The sequence below is a fragment of the Bacillus cereus group sp. MYBK216-1 genome, assembly GCF_051916495.1.
Lineage (GTDB): Bacteria > Bacillota > Bacilli > Bacillales > Bacillaceae_G > Bacillus_A > Bacillus_A thuringiensis_K.
On sequence record NZ_JBQAGT010000002.1, the window covers coordinates 94,285 to 112,710 of the forward strand.

Consider the following 18,426-nt stretch of genomic DNA (forward strand, 5'->3'; position numbering starts at 1 on the left):
TCCTTATATTTAAAAATGAACGAGGGGAAAATGTACTGGAAGAATTAAAGAATTATCGTGTTTGTAGGAACAATGTATAGTATGCTTTTTTAAACTTGTTCGCGTACGAAGGATAAGCCCGTTTTTTGGAGGCTTGTTGATTTTGTAAAGAATGAAGTATAATCTTTGTACTATGATATAAATAAGTATGTAAATGTAAGGAGAATTTATGAATAAAAAAATTGAAGTATTAATTGATAAATATGAACTAACACACTTGAAAGAGGAACTTATTAATACTGTATTTCCTTGTATAAAAGTTGTGCCAAAGCAGCAGGAAACTGTTGCGATAGGTAGTTCGAAAATGGGAGGAGTTCCTGATTTACCAGCTTTATTTGAATATCCAAAGCATAAAGGAAATCCACTACAATTTATCGCGCAATTTAACTTAAGTGATTTACAAAACGTTGGTATGGATCACAATCTTCCTAAGACGGGGATGCTGTATTTCTTTTGCATCGAAAATTATTTTGAAGAAAATGTGAATCTAACAGAGGCTGGGCGTGTACTTTATTATGATGTTCCTGTAGAGCAATTACGAAGAGAAAATGAAGTACAAGCGAAATATAACCAGTGTGCAATTACTTTTGAACTTACATACAAATTACCAGAGCTTTTCATTGAAGATGAGGCTGATTCAGATCGTTTCTTGCAATTACTTGAAGAGCTAATTCCGGATAACTACGATAACCATCAAATGTTTGGTGAGCCATTCTCTGTACAAGAGGAAGTGTTATATGAGACAGGAGAATATATGGGAGTAGACCCACAGCAAATGACTCTTTTATTCCAAATTGATTCAGATCATAAAAATTGTAATATGGTTTGGGGAGAACTAGGGATGCTATATTTCTGTATTAGTAATGAAGATTTGAAAAATCAACGTTTTGAAAATACATGCTGCGTATTACAAACTTGCTAATGAAAAAAGGTTGTTCTTTTAAAAAGAACAACCTTTTTATGTGAATTAATTAATATGCATAATCTCATATGACCTATACGAAAAAGTATTGTATACTCTGAAACTATACGATACTTTTTCGTATAGTTATAGAATGTAAGGAGTGACAAGATGGGAAAGACAAGTAAGTATGTGACAGCTGCCGCACTTTGTTCAACTATAGTAATGGGAGGCTTACAAGCGTCATCTGTATCTTATGCAGCTACAAATCCGACTACAGTGACAGCACAATCAGATGTAAAGTTATTAGATGATTTCAGAAAAGAATTAAAAAAACAGATTGATAATCGAGAAGAAAATATTACAATCACATATAAAACAAAAGATAGAAATGCTAGAAATATTATGGATCAATTGTATGGTGAGTTTAATAAAATTGTAGATGCTGATGAGTATGTAAAATATAATGTAGCGTCTACTAGATATTCTATTAAAGGAATGCCAGGGGACTATACGTTTACACTGCAAGTAAAATACCGTGAATCAAAAGAACAAACTCAATATGTAAAAGCTCAGGCGAAATCAATTGTTGGATCAATTGTAAAACCAGGGATGGATGAGCATGAGAAAGTAAAAGCTATTCACGATTACGTTGTTAAGCATGTGTCTTATGATACGTCTTATCAAGCGTATACAGCATATGAAGCATTAGCGAATCGTTCTGCCGTTTGCCAAGGATATACATTATTAACGTATGAGTTGTTAAAAGAGGCAGGTATTCAAAATCATATTGTAACAGGCACAGGAAACGGACAAGCTCACGCGTGGAATTTAGTGAACATTGAAAACAAATGGTATCACCTAGATACTACATTTGATGATCCAGTACCAGATAAAGCAGGGCGTGTAACTTACTCATATTTTAACATGTCTGACGAACAGTTAAGTAAAGATCACGACTGGGATCGTAGTAAATATCCAGCAGCAACTACAAGTTATTTTGGTGAATTAACAAATAAAATAAAAGCTGGTAGCTCAAAAACTGTCGTATATGAGCAAATGTTAAAAGAAACAAATTTACAATACTTATCTGCAGAATACGGAGCAGAAAATTATAATGAATTTAAGAAAAAGTTACAGCAACAGTTTGCAGCCAAACCAGAAAAAGTAGAAGTACGATATAAGCAGTCCATGGATGGAACGATGCAAGATATAAAGAAAGTATTAAATGAAATAAATTGGCCAAAAGGTGCAAAGCGTGTGTCTTATCAAGTAGCACCTTATAGTGCATTAGCGGGTTATTCATTAGCGACAATTACATTTACGTATTAAGCAATGAGAAAGAGCATCTGTAAAAGATGCTCTTTTTATATTTGTTGATCACTTTAAAATATTGAGAATTATGTGATAAAATAAAAAGGAGAGGATGTGAATGCGGAATGAACTTGTTTGAAAGTAATATATTTACATTGATATATACTTGTTTAGTAATCGGACTTATCGTTTTGTTTTTCATATCATTTACTTTGTTTATTAGAAGAGTATTACAAAGCAGTGCTGCAAAGAAACACCACGTGATTAATATGAACCAGAAGCTAGATCGAATTATTGAATTGCTTGAAAAAGATAAGAAATAGCGATAGAAGAAGTATGAAAAGGGGAAAGAGAATGGCCAATTATATAAAAGAATTACGTGAAAAAGTAGGACATGATTATGTTTTCTTAAACTTTGCCGGTGGTTGTGTATTTAATAAAGAAGGAGAAGTATTACTGCAAAAAAGAGGAGACTTTAACGCTTGGGGATTTCCAGGTGGCGCAATGGAGATAGGGGAATCAGCTGCGGAAACTGCAATCCGAGAAATAAAAGAAGAAACCGGGTATGATGTAGAAATAAATGAGCTTATTGGAGTGTATACAAAATATTTTCAATCATATCCAAATGGAGACAAGGCCCAGTCAATTGTGATGTTCTTTTCATTCTCAATAGTTGGAGGTGACAAAAAAGTAGATGGTGATGAAACGTTGGATTTGAAGTTTTTCCCGTTAGACGACATGCCACCGTTATTTTGTAAACAACATGAAGATTGCCTGCAAGATTTATTGGAGAAAAGAGTAGGGGTATATCGTTAACATATAAAAAAGAAGCTAAATGAAGATTAGCTTCTTTTTGATGTTTAATTTATTTCCACCAATCATCAAACATTGACGCTGGTACTTGTCTTTTATGCTCACTCACTGTGTAACGTTTTTCAATTTTCTCTGCAACGTCAGCTGGAACTGCTTTACCTTCTAAATAATCATCTAATTGATCATAAGTAATACCTAACTCTGTTTCATCAGCTTGACCTGGTTTTTCATCTAATAAATCAGCTGTTGGCATTTTTAAGTACAGTCGCTCGTCTGCACCTAACTCTTGTAATAATGCACGTCCTTGGCGCTTCGTTAATCCCGTTAATGGTAATAAATCTGCACCACCATCTCCGAATTTTGTAAAGAACCCTGTTACAGCTTCTGCAGCGTGATCTGTTCCGATAACAAGTAGCCCTTTTTGTCCACCAATTGCATATTGAGTAACCATACGGATACGTGCTTTCACGTTACCCTTATTGAAATCTGTTAATGATTCACCCAATAAGTTTTCATATTGATTTGAAAAAGCATCAACAGTTGAAGCAATATCAAATGCAACAGATTGATCTGCTTGAATGAATTGTAATGCTAATTGTGCATCATCTTCATCTTTTTGTACTTTATAAGGAAGACGCACGGCGATAAACGTTGCATTACCACCTTCGTTACGAATTTCTTCAACTGCAAGTTGTGCTAAGCGTCCTGCTAATGTAGAGTCTTGTCCGCCGCTAATACCAAGTACAAATCCTTTTGCACCTGTTTTTTTTACATAATCCTTTAAGAAATCAACTCGTTTACGAATTTCAATTTTTGGATCAATTACAGGCTGAACATGTAATGCTTTCATAATCTGTTCTTGTAATGTCATTATGTTTCCTCCTATTCATATTAAAGCGGTAATTAAGTTTATATGTATAATGGTACATACTTCTATCCTTTATTATTTCGCAAAATTAACGAATATACAATAGGATGTGTGTATGAATATGAATGTAGTCATTATAAATAAAGTACTACGTATAAGCAATTTTTTTAAACCTTTCAAAAATGTAAGGTTTTTGTCATTTGAATCGATGGAAGGTATTTCCGCACTTTACTAATATAAAAACATAGATAGTAGAAGGGCGGAGAAGTAATATGAACATTAGAGAACTAGCATATCGGAATGTAACCCGAAATAGACGGACATACTCAGCCTATTTTTTGAGTAGTGCATTTGCAATTATGGCCTTTTTTGTGTATTCATTTTTTGCGTTTCATCCGGCATTAAGTGCAGGAGAATTAGGTCAGTACGTATTCGTAAGTATGTCTTTTGCACAGTCTATTATTTACTTATTTACATTCTTCTTTATTTTATATTCGATGGGAATGTTTTTAAAAACGAGAAAGCATGAACTAGGAATTTTAATGATGCTAGGTATGACGAAATATCAATTAAAGCGTCTGATCTTTTTTGAAAATATTATGATTGGAATAGGGGCAATTATTTTTGGTATTATTTCAGGTATGTTATTTTCAGGGGTATTACTATTTGTCGCTCCGATGATATTGAAACTAGATATCTCCTTATCCTATTACATACCGATGAAAGCAATTGTTGTAACGAGTATTATGTTTTTTATTTTATTTATGATCATATCATTGTTTAGTGCAGGAATGATTCGTAAAAATAAAATTATGAAGTTGTTTAGAGGGTCAGCAGAGGCAAAACCGGAACCGAAAGCATCAATCATTTCTTCAATATTAGCAGTAGTATTGCTTAGTGCTGGCTATGTAGGAGCTCTTCTATCGCATGGCGCAATGGTATTTATTATGATGATTCCTGTTACAACGGTAGTTATTATTGGGACGTATTTGTTGTACAAGCAGCTGAGTGTCTTTATTATTCGATTATGTAAAAAAAGTAAACGTTTCTATTGGACACAGACTAATATTATTACGTTATCAGATTTAGCGTATCGCATGAGAGATAACGCAAGAATGTTCTTTATTGTAACCATTATTTCTACTGTAGCATTTTCCGCAATAGGGACATTAGTTGGCTTCGCATCCATGACGAAAGGGATAATGGAGAGACCGATTTCGTTTCATTACCATTCTAAGCAAGGGAATAGTAACGAATCACAGCATATACAAATGATTGACAAAGGATTAAAGAAACATAGTATAGCAGCTTCAAAAACTAATATTTCGACAAAGAAAACGGAGGAACAGTCGTTAAGAAGCGCCATTTTTATAAAAGAATCAGACTATAAGAAATATGCAAAGTTAACAGAAGAACCATTTAATACTGTAGCAAATAAAGAAGTTGTATTTTTGTCAGCTAATATACCAGGGCCAACGATGAAAGAAAGAAAAGAAATTACTTTACCTAATATGAATGAAAATTTAAAAGTGAAAAAAGTTACTTCATCTTCATTGGGGAAAATATTAAGAGGAAATGTTTATGTAATCTCTAATAATCAATATGATTCATTACAAGATGGGTTTATAGAGACAAAAGATTATATGTATAAAACTGAAAGAACGAAAGATGAGATTGAAATTGGTAAAGAGCTTACGCATCAAATTAAACCGTATCAAGAATATTCAACGTTTAGTGCGGAAGAGTACGAGCAAAACCAAAGTTTACAAATTGCAGGACCGATTTTATTTGTAGGTTTCTTTATTGGTATAGTATTTTTCGTTTGCGCAGGAAGTTTCCTTTACTTCCGTTTATTCTCCGATTTGGAGGATGATGTTCGTTTGTTCGAAATGATTCGTAAAGTTGGATTGACAAGTAGGGAATTATCGAAGGTAGTTACAATTCGATTGGCGCTTTTATTCTTCGTTCCAATTGGTGTTGCAACATTACATGGAGCAGTAGCCTTAACGGCGTTAGGGCAAATGTTTGAGTACTCATTGTTTAAAGAAAATACAGTTGTATTAAGTGTTTTCATAGGTATTCAAGTTGTATACTTCTTACTTATAAGATCCCGTTATGTAAAACAATTGAAAGAGAGATTACGTATGCATTAAATGTGTTTTTTTAACTCGAGTACAAAATTTTCTAAAAAGAGGCAAGTATTGTCAAAAAGTGATAAAATGGAAAAAGCGAGGCGAAAAAATTAATAGAGAGTAAGGGGGGAGAAATATGAAAGCAACAGGAGTTATTCGAAAAGTAGACGAATTAGGACGAATTGTTATCCCTAAAGAATTACGCGATGTATTGGGAATACAAATTAAATCACCGCTTGAAATTTTTGTAGAAGCAGATAAAATCATTTTACAAAAATATCAACCTTACAATGCTTGCCAAATCACAGGTGATGTTTCAGGGCAGAATATTACATTAGCAAATGGAAATATTACAGTTGGGATAGAGGGAGCGGAATATTTAGTAAAAGAAATAGAAAAGTTTTTAAACAAGAGTGAGGTTTAGTCTTAATTTATATTATTTTTCAAATACATATCATTCTTTTAAAAGACTGTAAGAGGACCATTAATTGGTCCTCTTATTTTGGTTATTAGTTGAACGACCCGGGTTGTTACTTCCTACAAATCATAGGGAAAATAAAAAAGTATTATAGAGGTAGTAAATGATGTTGAGAAATATTTGAAAAGAAGGAAAACAAAAAGAATAAAACGAATGTTACATTTACACGTATTCAAAAGTGGTCTGAAATGAAAATAATACATTTTCAGGAGGGATTACGATGAGTAGTACAGTGAATAAACAAAAAGGTATACAATTGATTCCGTTTACCGTAAATAAGGTGGTAGAACAAGTAAATGAAATTCCACCAGGTGTACAACTGATTCACGCTCCGCAAGTATGGGAAAAGAGTGTGAAGGGGCAAGATGTAGTCGTTGCCGTATTAGATACAGGGTGTGATACTAATCATATAGATTTAAAGGATCGTATTATCGGCGGAAGAAATTTCACAAAAGATTATGAAGCTGATCCAAATGTGTATCTTGATAATAACGGACATGGTACTCATGTTGCGGGAACGATTGCCGCGACTGAAAATGGTGTCGGTGTATTAGGAGTTGCACCACTTGCTAAAATGTTAGTATTAAAAGTTTTAGCGGGAGATGGTTCTGGGAGTTATGAGCAAATTATTGAGGCAATTCATTATGCTGTAAATTGGAGAGGGCCGAATCAAGAGAAAGTGGGAATTATTTCAATGTCACTTGGTGGTCCGCAAGATGTTCCAGAATTACATGAAGCAATTCAAAATGCGGTAAAGCAAGATGTTCTCGTTGTATGTGCTGCTGGAAATAATGGAGATTGCGATGATGAAACAGAGGAACTAGACTTTCCGGGTGCGTACTCCGAGGTAATTGAAGTTGGTGCTGTTAATTTAGAGCGGAAGATTGCATGTTTTAGTAATTCAAATCAAGAAATTGATCTAGTAGCGCCAGGTGATGAAATATTATCTACGTATCCAGAAGGAAAATATGCTGTGTTAAGTGGAACTTCCATGGCGACGCCGCATGTTGCTGGAGCGCTCGCCTTGCTCATTAAACAGTGTGAGAAAGAATACGGTCGAAAGTTATCGGAGCCGGAAATATATGCACAACTCATTAAAAGAACTGTACCTTTAGGGTACGAACGTACATCTGAAGGGAATGGATTAATAGATTTATTAAAAGAATAGCCATATTAAAAAAACATCTCATATGAATATGAGATGTTTTTTTAATATGGCTCTGTCGCATGTAATACAACTTGTAATAAACCTGGGAATCTAGCATTTAAATCTTCTTCACGAATTGAAATGAAACGTTGTGTTCCTTCAAGGCGCGTGTACATAACACCTGACTCACGTAAAACTTTGAAATGGTGAGATAAAGTTGATTTTGCAACAGGGATGTTTAAAGCACCACAAGATTGTTCATTTTTCTCTAGTAAAATATTTACAATTTGTAAACGAATTTGATCGCTAAGTGCATATAAGACAGAAGAAAATTGAATTTCTTCTCGATTTGGATGATAGAGTGTACGCATATTTCACCTACTTGTATAAGTTAAGATATTTGCACTATAACATATAAAGTGCTATATTTCTATTGTTCGAATATATTCGAACAATAGAAATATAGGGGGAGAAAAAATGAAGTATACAAAATTGCAAAAGGCAGGATTAAATATTTCAAAGTTGGGTTTAGGTACAAATGCAGTAGGGGGACATAATTTATATGCTGATGTGAATGAAGAAGAAGGAAAGCGATTAGTAGAAGAAGCTATTCAGCAAGGGATTACATTTTTTGATACAGCAGATTCATATGGTTTCGGTAGATCAGAGGAATTAGTAGGAGAAGTATTAAAGGGAAAACGTCATGAGTTTATACTTGCTACAAAAGGTGGAATTCAACCGTTGTTAAATGGAGAAACTTATATTAACAATGAACCAAGTTATTTAAGGAATGCTGTGGAAAATAGCTTAAGAAGATTACAGACTGATTATATTGATTTATATTATTTACACTTTACAAATCCTGAAACAAGTTACATAGATTCAATCGGAGAGCTTACTCATTTAAAAGAAGAAGGGAAAATTCGTTCAATTGGAATATCGAACGTAAACATAGAACAATTAAAAGAGGCGAATCAACATGGTCATATAGATGTTGTACAATCTCCATACAATATGTTAGAACGTACAGCTGAGGAAGAACTGTTGCCGTATTGTATAGAAGCGGGTATTTCATTTATTCCATATGGGCCTCTTGCTTTTGGAATATTAGGCGGAAAATATACAGAAGATTTTAAATTGAACGAAGTCGATTGGCGCCAAAATGTAAATCTATTTGAAGAAAATACATATAAGAGTAATTTTAAGAAAGTGGAAAAGTTAAAAGGGCTAGCTAAAGAAAATGATATTGAAGTGTCTCATTTAGCGTTAGCATGGTTATTAAATAAAGAAGGAATTGATACTGTTATACCTGGTGGAAAGCGGGCAGAGCAGGTAAGAGAAAGTGTGAAAGCGGTAGACGTTGTATTGAATGAAAGAGTCATGAAAGAAATCCAATCTATTTTAGAAGATTAGTGAAACAGAGGGAGAGTACCCTCTGTTTATATAAGGAGAAGGTCTAAATGAACAGAGCACTAGCTGTATTTTTCACAATAATGTTTATGATCGGTACAGATACTTTCTTAATTTCACCACTGTTGCCGACATTACAACAGGTGTATCATGTTTCAACTGAGTTGTCAGGATGGATGGTGAGTTCCTATGCTTTAGGGTATGCTGGATTTGCACTTATCGCTGGTCCTATATCAGATGGATTAAACAGAAAAAAAGTGATGGTACTAGGTATGAGTTTTTTTGCAATAAGTACGTTTTTGTGTGGAATTGCACCGAGTTTTTTATGGATGCTAACATTTAGATTTTTAGCAGGTGTAAGTGCAGCTTTTGTATCTCCACAAGTGTGGGCATCCATTCCGCTCCTTATAGAGAAAAAGCAAATTGTGAAAGCAATTGGGATTGCAACAGCAGGGTTATCAATCTCTCAAATTTTAGGGCTGCCACTGGGAGCTTATTTAGCAACGATACATTATACAATGCCATTCTATTCCATTGGTATATTATCAGCACTACTTGTCATTCTTATTTATGTTGTATTACCAGAAATCCAGTCGGTTCATATAGGTGGAAATAAAAAAGCTATCTTAAAGCGCTATAAACAATTACTTACAGATTCAAAGGTTTCACTTTCTTATTTTGCATACTTTGTTTTTCAAACCGGAAATTTTGCTGCATTTTCATTTTTTGGTGTATGGCTTTCCATTCAATTTGGCTTACAAGTTCATGAAGTAGGTACAGCTATGCTCGTATTAGGATTAGGAAATTTAACTGGTAATATTTTTGGTCCTAGAATCGTAAATAAAATTGGTTATAACCTTTCTTTCTATGGTGGAATTATATTTACAGCAGTGCTATATGTATTACTTCCTCATGTAAAGAACATTGTATTGGTGGAGTTATCGTTCTTTGCTTTGTTTTTTGTGACAGGAATTTTGTTTGTATTAATGATGGGACATTTACAAAACATGTCTAGTATAGCAAGAGGAACAGGAGCCGCGCTTGCAAATGCTTCTATGTATATTGGTCAAATGATTGGAGCGGCAATAGCAGGAATGTTATTTGCAGTATCTCACAATTTTATACTTATAGGTAGTTTTACTGCGTTACTATATATAGGAGCTTTATTTTTGTTTAGAAAAAGTGAAAAACTTACTGAAAATAGTGAAACAGGAATTGTATCATAAAGCTTGTATAAATATTTCGCAAATCAGAATTAATAAGAGTGTGAATACATGAATGTGCTTTTAATTAAAGTGGTTACTAAAAGTATAGAAATAGTAGAAGAAATGTATTGTAACAAAGTTATGAGGAATCAAAAAATAAAAATCCCTATAAAGATAGGGATTTATATATCGGCATATAGTTCCTTGGAAAAGGATATACTTAGTTTAACATATCGGACTACTTATATTTATGAAATAGATGTGAAAGTAATGTGAAAAATGCCGAAGGAAAAAACTATTTAAATAGAGGGCAATTTAGATGGGGATATGGATTTTACATAAATGTTGTGTTATATTTCTACTTATCTGTTAATAATTACATATTTTAATTTTATTAGGGATAAAAGGGAGAGGTTTAAATGCAATGGTATTTGAAAGCTCTAAAGAATTATGGGAATTTTAGTGGTAGAGCTACGCGAAAAGAGTACTGGATTTTTAGTTTATCCAATATCGTAATTTTTTGGCTACTGTTATTTTTATCATCATTTTCAGAGGTGTTAGTTGCTATTATTGCGTTGCTATTTATGTTAGTAATGATTATACCAAGCTTTTCGGTTGGTGCACGACGATTACATGATATTGGGAAAACGGGATGGTGGCAACTATTAAATTTTGTACCGTTTGGTAGCGTTGTTTTACTTGTATTTTTTATCATTGAAAGTGAAGAAAATGACAATCAATACGGACCAAATCCGCATTCAGATTTAAAAGAAGCGATTTAATAAACTTGTTTAGTTTGTAGCATTACTAGTTCAATTATTTTATCTATTATTAAAATGGTTTGCGTGGGCTAATATTATTAGGTTGATCTTTAGGTCTAGATGACTTTTGAAACTGTAAAAATGGAAAGATAAAGGCAGAGAGAATATAGCATGGAAAGAAAAAAATTCTAAATAAAAAGCACTGTTTTAGCTAATGTAGCTAAAACAGTGCTTTTCTCTTTGATTGAACAGTTGCAGCATTTTCATCATGTATACCTGCATCTTTAATAATTCGTTGTTTTGCTTTATTTAATAGATGGTTTACTGCTTCGCCAAAATAGTTAGCTTCGCTTTTTGTGCGGGCTTCTCGTAAACATTTATAGTTTTCTAGCAGTTCCTCTTTTTCGGAGTTTGTTAAGAAATCTTCTATTTTCTTTTTTGTCATACGAAACACCCTTTCTCCTGACAAACGACGCAATAGAAAATATTTATTTCTCATTATAACAATAATTTTAAAAGAAAGTATACACTAACGTCGCAATAATTTGTCAATTTCTTGAATCTTCTCATCAGCTTTCCCAATTTGCGTATTTTTAGCCTGTTCGCCACCAAGAGCTTGATGTAGTAAGAAAGTTTGGCCGGAAATAGCAGTTACAATGGATACTTTTATAATTTCTTTTATTGCGGTGACATCGAATAAAACGAGCCCAAGAAGTGCGGCTAGGCTACCAGTAAAAATATCAGTTAAAAATCCAAAATGAAAAAATGTTTTCAAACGGCGTGGAAGCAATAACTTACCTTGGTTATTGATTAGATGGGAAACGAAGCCGGTAATGCCACCAACGAGAACAGCGGTTAGCCATTGATACATTTCCATCGAATCCACTCCTTTTAGTGAATAAGATTCGATTATTTTATATTGATTCCTTTTAATATTTCATATAAGCATATTGAGAAAGTTTGTTTGGGTATATTTTGTATTCAAATTAATTTTAACAGAAAATTTAGATATATTTCAGTCTATTATATGAATCATTTTTACAATAATATGAATGCAGAAAGGGGTGCGTGATATGAATATAGATTATCGAATAAGAAGCGTAGATAGTTATACAAAAAAAATAGGGGAATTAGTAAGCCTGCTTGAGCATACGAGAGCTGTAACATTAGGCGAAGTAAAAAATTTATCAGTTGAGAAATTAGATTTAATTATGCAAAGCAGCGGAAATTCAATTGGCGCCTTATTAAAGCATATAGCAGCTATTGAAAAAGTTCATCAGCTTATTTCATTTCAAGATCGTGACTTTACAAAAGAAGAATTAGAAATATGGGAAGATGCACTGTATTTAGGGGAAGCGGGTAGAGCAATCCGTGGTCATGAAATACAGTATTATGTACAACTTCTACAAAGTGTTCGAGAAGAATCTCTGAAGTATTTAAGTGAACAAGGTGATGAGTGGCTCATGTCAGAAAGAAAGTGGCCTAACGGTGTAGCATATAACCAGCACTATCTATGGTTTCATGTGCTAGAAGATGAAATTAGTCATCGAGGACAAATTAGAATGCTCAAAAACAAGTTATTTGAAAATTACGTAAAGTAATGTAGCTTTTTATAGGAGAATTCCATATAATGAGAATAATTAAAATAAGAACGGGGTGATGTATTATGGCGAAAATAACTTATATGAATAATCAACCAAATACAAAGGTGGATGGAAAGGGCGATATTATATAAGGTAATTCGCAATCCTTCCACTGAATACAAACTAGGGAGGATATTTATTTGAATCAAAATATTTTAGAATCTTTCGGCTGGGATTCATTTTTTGAAGAACAAGTTACAGAGAAAAATTATGAAGTAGGTCGTATTTTACTTGAGCATAAGCATATATATCGCATTATTTGTAATGATGGTGAATATATGGCAGAACTGTCTGGGAAGTTTCGGCATGAAGTGATTACGAAAAGCGATTATCCAGCAGTTGGTGATTGGGTGTATATAAAGAAAATAGAAGATGAAAAGAAAGCGATTATTCATCGTATTTTCCAGCGAAGAAGCTCTTTCTCAAGACAAGAGGCTGGAACAAGAACAGAAGAACAGATTATAGCAGCAAATGTAGATTATTTATTTTTAGTGAATGCACTTAATCATGATTTTAATGTTAGAAGGATGGAACGTTATTTATTATTAGCGTATGAAAGCGGCGCTATGCCAGTTATTGTTTTAACAAAGAGTAGTATATGTAATGATGTGGAAGAGAAAATTGTAGAAACGGAAGCTATAGCAATTGGTGTTCCTATTTTCGTTGTTGATAGTTTAGAGCATACAGGTATTGATTCGTTGAAACAATTCGTTTCTTCAGGGAAAACAATTGCTTTAGTTGGATCATCAGGGGTAGGAAAGTCAACTTTGTTAAATGCTTTAATAGGAATTGATGTAGCAAAAACGGGAGATATACGTGAAGAGGATAGTAGGGGGAGGCATACGACAACGCACCGAGAATTATTCCAATTGCCTAGTGGCGCTCTCGTGATTGATACGCCTGGCATGAGGGAATTGCAACTTTGGGAAGGCAGCGAAGCGATTCAAACAGCATTCTCTGATATTGAAGAACTTGCGACAACATGTCGTTTCCGGGATTGTAAGCATGAGAATGAACCAGGATGCGCGGTGTATAGTGCAATTGAAAACGGACTTATTACGATAGATCGTTTGAAAAGCTATAAAAAATTACAAAGAGAACTGGCGTATTTTATGAGGAAACAAGATGCAATCCTTGCCAGAGCAGAGCGTGATAAATGGAAGAAAATTTCTAAACAACATAAAAAAATGTAAAAACCAAAGGGCCCCTTTGGTTTTTTCTATTTGTAAATTTTATAATAATATTATTCGTATATATAGACAAAGGGAAATTAATTGTTTAAACTTTACAAAGTATTCACCATAATAGGTTATGAAAATAATAATTAGGGAATGGGAAATATTCATAATTAACTCAAATTAACTTTTAAATTTGAAAATTAGGAGGTTCATAATGGGTAAACTATTAAATTTGTTTCGTGATATGAAAGTAGCAAAAAAGCTATTAATTTCATTCTTTGTAATTTTAATTGCGGCTGTGTCTAGTATTGGAGGCATGTCTTATCAAACAGCCAAAAAGAATTTTGAATCGCAAATTAAGAGTAGTGCCAACGACAATATAAAAATACTGGATAATTTAATCAATCAAATGATTGATGCAAAATTTAATGATGTGAATAATTTTGCACGGGTGATTCAGGGGAATATGTATCAAGGAGATAATCAGGATGAATTAAGAAAAATGTTATCTCAATATATAAATTTAAATAAAGATGTTGAACAAGTATATGTTGCCGGAAATGATAAAAAATTTGTACAAGAACCAAATATACAAATGGCAGCAGACTATGATCCAACAGAGCGTTCTTGGTATAAAGATGCAGTTGCAAAACAAGGTGGTATTGTTGTTACTGAGCCATATAAGGCAAAAGGAAATGGACATATTGTCGTAACAATCGCAAAACAAACAGAAGATAAAAATGGGGTTGTTGCGCTAGATTTAAGTTTAGATAATTTATTAAAAACATCAAAGTTAATTAATATTGGTAAAAAAGGATATGCCTTCATTTTAGATGGAAAGCAAAAAATAATTGCTCATCCACAAGAAAAATCAGGAGAAAAAGCGGCTGATTCTTGGGCAAAGAAAATTTATGAAGATAATCACGGTGCTTTTTCATATTCTTATGGCGGTAGTGAAAAGAATATGGTATTTGCTACAAATGTAAAAACAGGTTGGAAAATTGGTGGAACTATGTACTCAAGTGAAGTAATTGAAGCTGCTCAACCTGTATTTTATAATATGTTAATTGTTATGCTTATCTCATTAGTAATAGGTGGAGCACTTATTTATTTTGTAACACTTTCAATTACGAAGCCTTTAAAGAGATTAGTTGTTACCTCTAAAGAAATAAGTGAAGGGGATTTAACGCAAACAATTGAAATTCATTCTAATGATGAAATCGGCCAACTTGCTAAAGGCTTTAATGAGATGACGAATTCGTTACGGACGTTAATCGGAAGAATTAACGATTCAGCTGGGCATGTTGCAGCGGCATCAGAAGAGCTAACTGCAAGTGTAAGGCAAGCAAGTGAAGCGACTGAGCAAATCACAATCGCAATGGATGAAATATCAAGTGGGGCAACGACGCAAACAACAAGCGTAGAAAATGGCGCTATGTTACTGTTTGATGTAACGGAAGGTATTCAGCATGTAGCAAATAGTTCATCATCTATTAATACGGCTTCTGCACATACTCGTGAAAAAGCAGAAGATGGTGGGAAACTAGTAGGAAGAACAGTAAACCAGATGCAGTCTATTGCAGAATCTGTGTCACAATCAGATGCAGTTATACAATTACTAAATAATAAATCAAAACAAATTGGTGATATTTTAGAAGTAATTCAAAATATTGCAGATCAAACAAACCTTCTAGCTCTAAATGCGGCGATTGAAGCCGCAAGAGCCGGTGAGCATGGAAGAGGTTTCGCAATTGTTGCAGATGAAGTGCGTAAATTGGCAGAGCAGTCTAGCGTATCTTCTAGTGAAATTAGTAAATTAATATGTGAAATACAAGATGATATGGGTAAGACAGTCAAATCTATGAATCATGTAAATGAGGAAGTTCAATCTGGACTTGTTATCGCAAATGAAACGAAGCAAAACTTTGCTGAAATTTTACAATCTACAAATGAAATAGCTAATCAAATTAAGACGATGGTTGAAACGGCTAATGGAATGTCAAAAGGGGCAAATGAAGTATCTATTTCGGTAGGACAAATTGCAATGACAGCACAAAATAATGCAACAAGCACACAAAATGTTGCGGCTTCAGCTGAAGAACAGCTAGCTTCAATGGAGGAAATTGGATCCGCAGCGGGCACGTTATCTCAAATGGCTGAAGAGTTACAAGGACTAATTGACAGATTTAAAGTTTAATAGAGAACAGACTATCCCCTAGTAGCATTATGCCACTAGAGGGTAGTCTGTTTTATTGTGTAAAATCAAATAGGGATGTAGACTTCCTTTATGACGTTTAAAATGGCATTTTGCATAATGTTTGTCGAAAAATAGAGGTATTTGTTAGCTTTGTGTATAATTATTAACGTATAGAATACAAATAAAAGGAGAGTATTATGGGAGTGTATTGGGGGACAAAAAGACATTCTTGGCTTAGTTACGTCTCATTTTGGCTAAGTATTTCATTTTTTATTGTTTTTCTAATTGAAGTGTTTATATTAAAAACACTTTCGAATAGCTCGGTACAAATTGTTAAATATTTTTATTTTATACTTGTACCGGTAAATATTTTTCTTAGTTTAAAGTTACTATTTAAGAAGAATGAAAAGAAAGCGTTACCTATTTTTAGTTTCATTGTCTCATTATTATTTGCAATTTTAATAATCGTATTAGTTTTAGCAGCTATAGGGAAGTTCTTTTAAGGGGAGTGGTATAAGTCACTCTCCTTTTTTATTTGTGGTAGTCTTACTATATGTAAAAGTATGAATGCTGTGAGCTAATAAAAGCGGAGAGTAGACAATATTTGCATGGATTAAAGTCTGACGTTATTTAAACTTGTAAGAGTGTATGGAGTAATGAGGTAATATACATAATAATGAAGATAGAATTAGTTATTTTATAAGTATCTATGAAGCAAATGAATACGGTAAGAACGGTGATATATGGTACAATAGCTATGGATAGTGATAGAGATAAAGGGTATATAAAATACTCATCGTTTTTTAGTAAGAGAGGGGTTATCTTATGCTATACGAGGATTTGGAGACATTATTTCAAACAGCTCCGAAAGAAGATAGAGGCGGATGGAAATATATAATCCAAGAACAAAATGATACATATAAAATTGGTGATGAAATACTGAAAAATCAAATGAGTGTCGAATTGTATTTTAATGAATACGATGAGGTGAAAATCACTTTATATAAAGATGGAATTCCGATTACGACTATACAAAGAATTGTGATTTCAAAAGTTGAATTAGACGAAGATGAAGAAGGAATTCAATTTGTTTTAGAACGCATGCCTAGTCGAATGATTCGGTTGCAGTTAAAGCCGTATTTAGCATTAGAAATGGGACCGTACTGGGAAGTATGTGATGATTGTGAATGAACATAAAAAAGCATCCAATAACATGGATGCTTTTTTATGTTTTTTGAAGTTGTTTAAACGCAATGATTGGAAGTATAACAATACTTACCCATCCGATGATAGGATATAGAATGTGAAGTAAGTCACTGTAACCGATGTAACTAAAGCAATAACTAATTAGTAAAATGAAGAAAATAATATTGTGATTTTTCCACCCGGTAATAGATTGCATCTGTTTTGTCATCCCGAACACATTACCAACTAAAGTTGTGAAAACTTCACCGAAAATAATGAGAACGAAGAAGAAGTGAAAAGTTGCATTAAATCTTCTTATGACTTCAGCCATTGGGATGTTATATTGATAAAATTGATCGACTGATAAGATTGCTAAATGGCTGCATAATAAAATTAAAGAAAGTCCAGCACCACCTAAAATCCCACCCCAAAAAATGGCTTTTCGATCCTTTACTTCACTGGCTAATGGGACGAGAACACTTTGGGCGAGAGAAAGATTTAAGGCGACATATGTAATAGGGCTAGTAATCCATTTCATATTCCAACTCTCTGCAGGAATAGTGTTATTAATGGAAGGTGTACCGTGAAAAAAGGTTGTAATAGCAAGTCCGATAATAAAAATCATCATAATAGGTACGACAAGTGTATTTACTTCAAAAACACCTTGTAATCCGCGGCTACTTATAATGAGACAAGCGATAACTGTAATGAGAATACCGAGTTGTCTTGGTAAGCGAAGTTGCTCTTCAAATACTGCACCAGCCCCTGATAACATAACGCTCGTTACGCCGAATAAAACGAGTAATAATAATGTGTTTACAACATTCCCAAATACATCCCCAAATAAATATTTGTTAAATTCTTGCGCTGAAAATGCCCCGATTTGTGATGAAAGTAACATCATCTTTGTGCCGAGCCAAATAAAAAAAAATCCACTTACACATATGCCAATTGTCCCGTATAATCCATTCACTGTGAAAAATTCAACAATTTCTCGTCCAGTAGCAAATCCAGCTCCAACGACAGTTCCGATATAAGTAGCAGCTACTTTCTTTGCTACTTGCCATTGTTGATTGTCCATGTTATCCCTCTTTCTACTATGATGAGCTTGATGTACTATTATGCATATGTATGAGCTTGGACAATTAGACGTAT

21 protein-coding genes and 1 pseudogene are annotated in these 18,426 nt (G+C 33.6%); 17 read left to right on the top strand and 5 right to left on the bottom strand.

Annotation, left to right across the window (positions count from 1 at the left end; genetic code table 11):
• The first annotated feature begins 208 nt into the window (after window positions 1-208).
• From ACTFRH_RS06010 to ACTFRH_RS06025, 4 genes are all read left to right on the top strand, one after another.
• Window positions 209-961, top strand: a complete 753-nt coding sequence (locus ACTFRH_RS06010) for a YwqG family protein (RefSeq protein WP_001034839.1) — start codon at window positions 209-211, stop codon at window positions 959-961.
• 150 nt (window positions 962-1,111) lie between these two features.
• Complete coding sequence (locus ACTFRH_RS06015) at window positions 1,112-2,272, top strand: transglutaminase domain-containing protein (RefSeq protein WP_000520860.1); 1,161 nt, start codon at window positions 1,112-1,114, stop codon at window positions 2,270-2,272.
• 107 nt (window positions 2,273-2,379) lie between these two features.
• Entirely contained in the window at window positions 2,380-2,577 is a 198-nt protein-coding gene (locus ACTFRH_RS06020; RefSeq protein WP_001048102.1) for a DUF4083 domain-containing protein, read from the top strand.
• A 31-nt stretch (window positions 2,578-2,608) separates the two neighbouring features.
• Entirely contained in the window at window positions 2,609-3,070 is a 462-nt protein-coding gene (locus ACTFRH_RS06025) for an NUDIX hydrolase (protein ID WP_000024999.1), read from the top strand.
• A gap of 49 nt (window positions 3,071-3,119) precedes the next feature.
• On the opposite strand, the gene nadE is transcribed toward ACTFRH_RS06025, so the two are convergent.
• Window positions 3,120-3,938 carry an ammonia-dependent NAD(+) synthetase gene (nadE, locus tag ACTFRH_RS06030; protein ID WP_000174891.1) on the bottom strand — a complete coding sequence of 273 codons (819 nt, stop codon included), beginning with the start codon at window positions 3,936-3,938 and terminating at the stop codon, window positions 3,120-3,122.
• 269 nt (window positions 3,939-4,207) lie between these two features.
• On the opposite strand from nadE, the gene ACTFRH_RS06035 reads away from it, so the two are divergent.
• The 3 genes from ACTFRH_RS06035 (at window position 4,208) to ACTFRH_RS06045 (ending at window position 7,713) form a co-directional block, all read left to right on the top strand.
• Window positions 4,208-6,088 (top strand): ABC transporter permease, encoded by a 1,881-nt coding sequence (locus ACTFRH_RS06035; RefSeq protein WP_001025968.1) that lies wholly within the window; start codon window positions 4,208-4,210, stop codon window positions 6,086-6,088.
• Window positions 6,089-6,203: 115 nt separating this feature from the next.
• A complete protein-coding gene (locus tag ACTFRH_RS06040) occupies window positions 6,204-6,491 on the top strand; it encodes an AbrB/MazE/SpoVT family DNA-binding domain-containing protein (RefSeq protein ID WP_000648325.1) in 288 nt (95 codons plus the stop codon).
• Window positions 6,492-6,765: 274 nt separating this feature from the next.
• Window positions 6,766-7,713 carry a serine protease gene (locus tag ACTFRH_RS06045; protein WP_000099754.1) on the top strand — a complete coding sequence of 316 codons (948 nt, stop codon included), beginning with the start codon at window positions 6,766-6,768 and terminating at the stop codon, window positions 7,711-7,713.
• A 41-nt stretch (window positions 7,714-7,754) separates the two neighbouring features.
• On the opposite strand, the gene ACTFRH_RS06050 is transcribed toward ACTFRH_RS06045, so the two are convergent.
• The gene (locus tag ACTFRH_RS06050; RefSeq protein WP_046945368.1) at window positions 7,755-8,063 is read right to left on the bottom strand and encodes an ArsR/SmtB family transcription factor; all 309 of its coding nucleotides are present in this window, start codon (window positions 8,061-8,063) and stop codon (window positions 7,755-7,757) included.
• 106 nt (window positions 8,064-8,169) lie between these two features.
• Between ACTFRH_RS06050 and ACTFRH_RS06055 the strand changes: the two genes are divergently transcribed.
• The 4 genes from ACTFRH_RS06055 (at window position 8,170) to ACTFRH_RS06070 (ending at window position 11,089) form a co-directional block, all read left to right on the top strand.
• Window positions 8,170-9,105, top strand: a complete 936-nt coding sequence (locus tag ACTFRH_RS06055) for an aldo/keto reductase (RefSeq protein WP_000877961.1) — start codon at window positions 8,170-8,172, stop codon at window positions 9,103-9,105.
• A 47-nt stretch (window positions 9,106-9,152) separates the two neighbouring features.
• Complete coding sequence (locus ACTFRH_RS06060; RefSeq protein WP_001077918.1) at window positions 9,153-10,328, top strand: MFS transporter; 1,176 nt, start codon at window positions 9,153-9,155, stop codon at window positions 10,326-10,328.
• A 48-nt stretch (window positions 10,329-10,376) separates the two neighbouring features.
• Window positions 10,377-10,583, top strand: a complete 207-nt coding sequence (locus ACTFRH_RS06065) for a hypothetical protein (RefSeq protein WP_001101744.1) — start codon at window positions 10,377-10,379, stop codon at window positions 10,581-10,583.
• Between the two features lie 143 nt (window positions 10,584-10,726).
• A complete protein-coding gene (locus tag ACTFRH_RS06070) occupies window positions 10,727-11,089 on the top strand; it encodes a DUF805 domain-containing protein (RefSeq protein WP_001198796.1) in 363 nt (120 codons plus the stop codon).
• A 199-nt stretch (window positions 11,090-11,288) separates the two neighbouring features.
• Here ACTFRH_RS06070 and ACTFRH_RS06075 read toward each other — a convergent pair whose 3' ends face one another.
• Both ACTFRH_RS06075 and ACTFRH_RS06080 read right to left on the bottom strand, forming a co-directional pair.
• Window positions 11,289-11,513: a hypothetical protein gene (locus ACTFRH_RS06075; RefSeq protein WP_000162602.1), complete on the bottom strand. Its 225-nt coding sequence runs from the start codon at window positions 11,511-11,513 to the stop codon at window positions 11,289-11,291.
• An 84-nt stretch (window positions 11,514-11,597) separates the two neighbouring features.
• Window positions 11,598-11,945 (bottom strand): DUF4257 domain-containing protein, encoded by a 348-nt coding sequence (locus ACTFRH_RS06080; RefSeq protein ID WP_000426317.1) that lies wholly within the window; start codon window positions 11,943-11,945, stop codon window positions 11,598-11,600.
• A 196-nt stretch (window positions 11,946-12,141) separates the two neighbouring features.
• Here ACTFRH_RS06080 and ACTFRH_RS06085 point away from each other — a divergent pair, with 196 nt between their 5' ends.
• The 6 genes and pseudogenes from ACTFRH_RS06085 (at window position 12,142) to ACTFRH_RS06110 (ending at window position 17,277) form a co-directional block, all read left to right on the top strand.
• The gene (locus tag ACTFRH_RS06085) at window positions 12,142-12,669 is read left to right on the top strand and encodes a DinB family protein (RefSeq protein WP_001019121.1); all 528 of its coding nucleotides are present in this window, start codon (window positions 12,142-12,144) and stop codon (window positions 12,667-12,669) included.
• Between the two features lie 182 nt (window positions 12,670-12,851).
• Window positions 12,852-13,904 carry a ribosome small subunit-dependent GTPase A gene (gene rsgA / locus ACTFRH_RS06090; protein ID WP_001073079.1) on the top strand — a complete coding sequence of 351 codons (1,053 nt, stop codon included), beginning with the start codon at window positions 12,852-12,854 and terminating at the stop codon, window positions 13,902-13,904.
• Window positions 13,905-14,205: 301 nt separating this feature from the next.
• Window positions 14,206-15,144: pseudogene (locus ACTFRH_RS06095) on the top strand (HAMP domain-containing protein); the annotation flags it as partial.
• Between the two features lie 123 nt (window positions 15,145-15,267).
• Entirely contained in the window at window positions 15,268-16,086 is an 819-nt protein-coding gene (locus ACTFRH_RS06100; RefSeq protein WP_406741423.1) for a methyl-accepting chemotaxis protein, read from the top strand.
• A 197-nt stretch (window positions 16,087-16,283) separates the two neighbouring features.
• Window positions 16,284-16,589, top strand: coding sequence for a hypothetical protein (locus tag ACTFRH_RS06105; RefSeq protein ID WP_000539571.1), 306 nt, complete (start codon window positions 16,284-16,286; stop codon window positions 16,587-16,589).
• Between the two features lie 322 nt (window positions 16,590-16,911).
• A complete protein-coding gene (locus ACTFRH_RS06110) occupies window positions 16,912-17,277 on the top strand; it encodes a DUF3979 family protein (protein WP_000965062.1) in 366 nt (121 codons plus the stop codon).
• Between the two features lie 34 nt (window positions 17,278-17,311).
• On the opposite strand, the gene ACTFRH_RS06115 is transcribed toward ACTFRH_RS06110, so the two are convergent.
• A complete protein-coding gene (locus ACTFRH_RS06115; protein ID WP_000370207.1) occupies window positions 17,312-18,352 on the bottom strand; it encodes a YkvI family membrane protein in 1,041 nt (346 codons plus the stop codon).
• Between the last annotated feature and the right edge of the window lie 74 nt (window positions 18,353-18,426).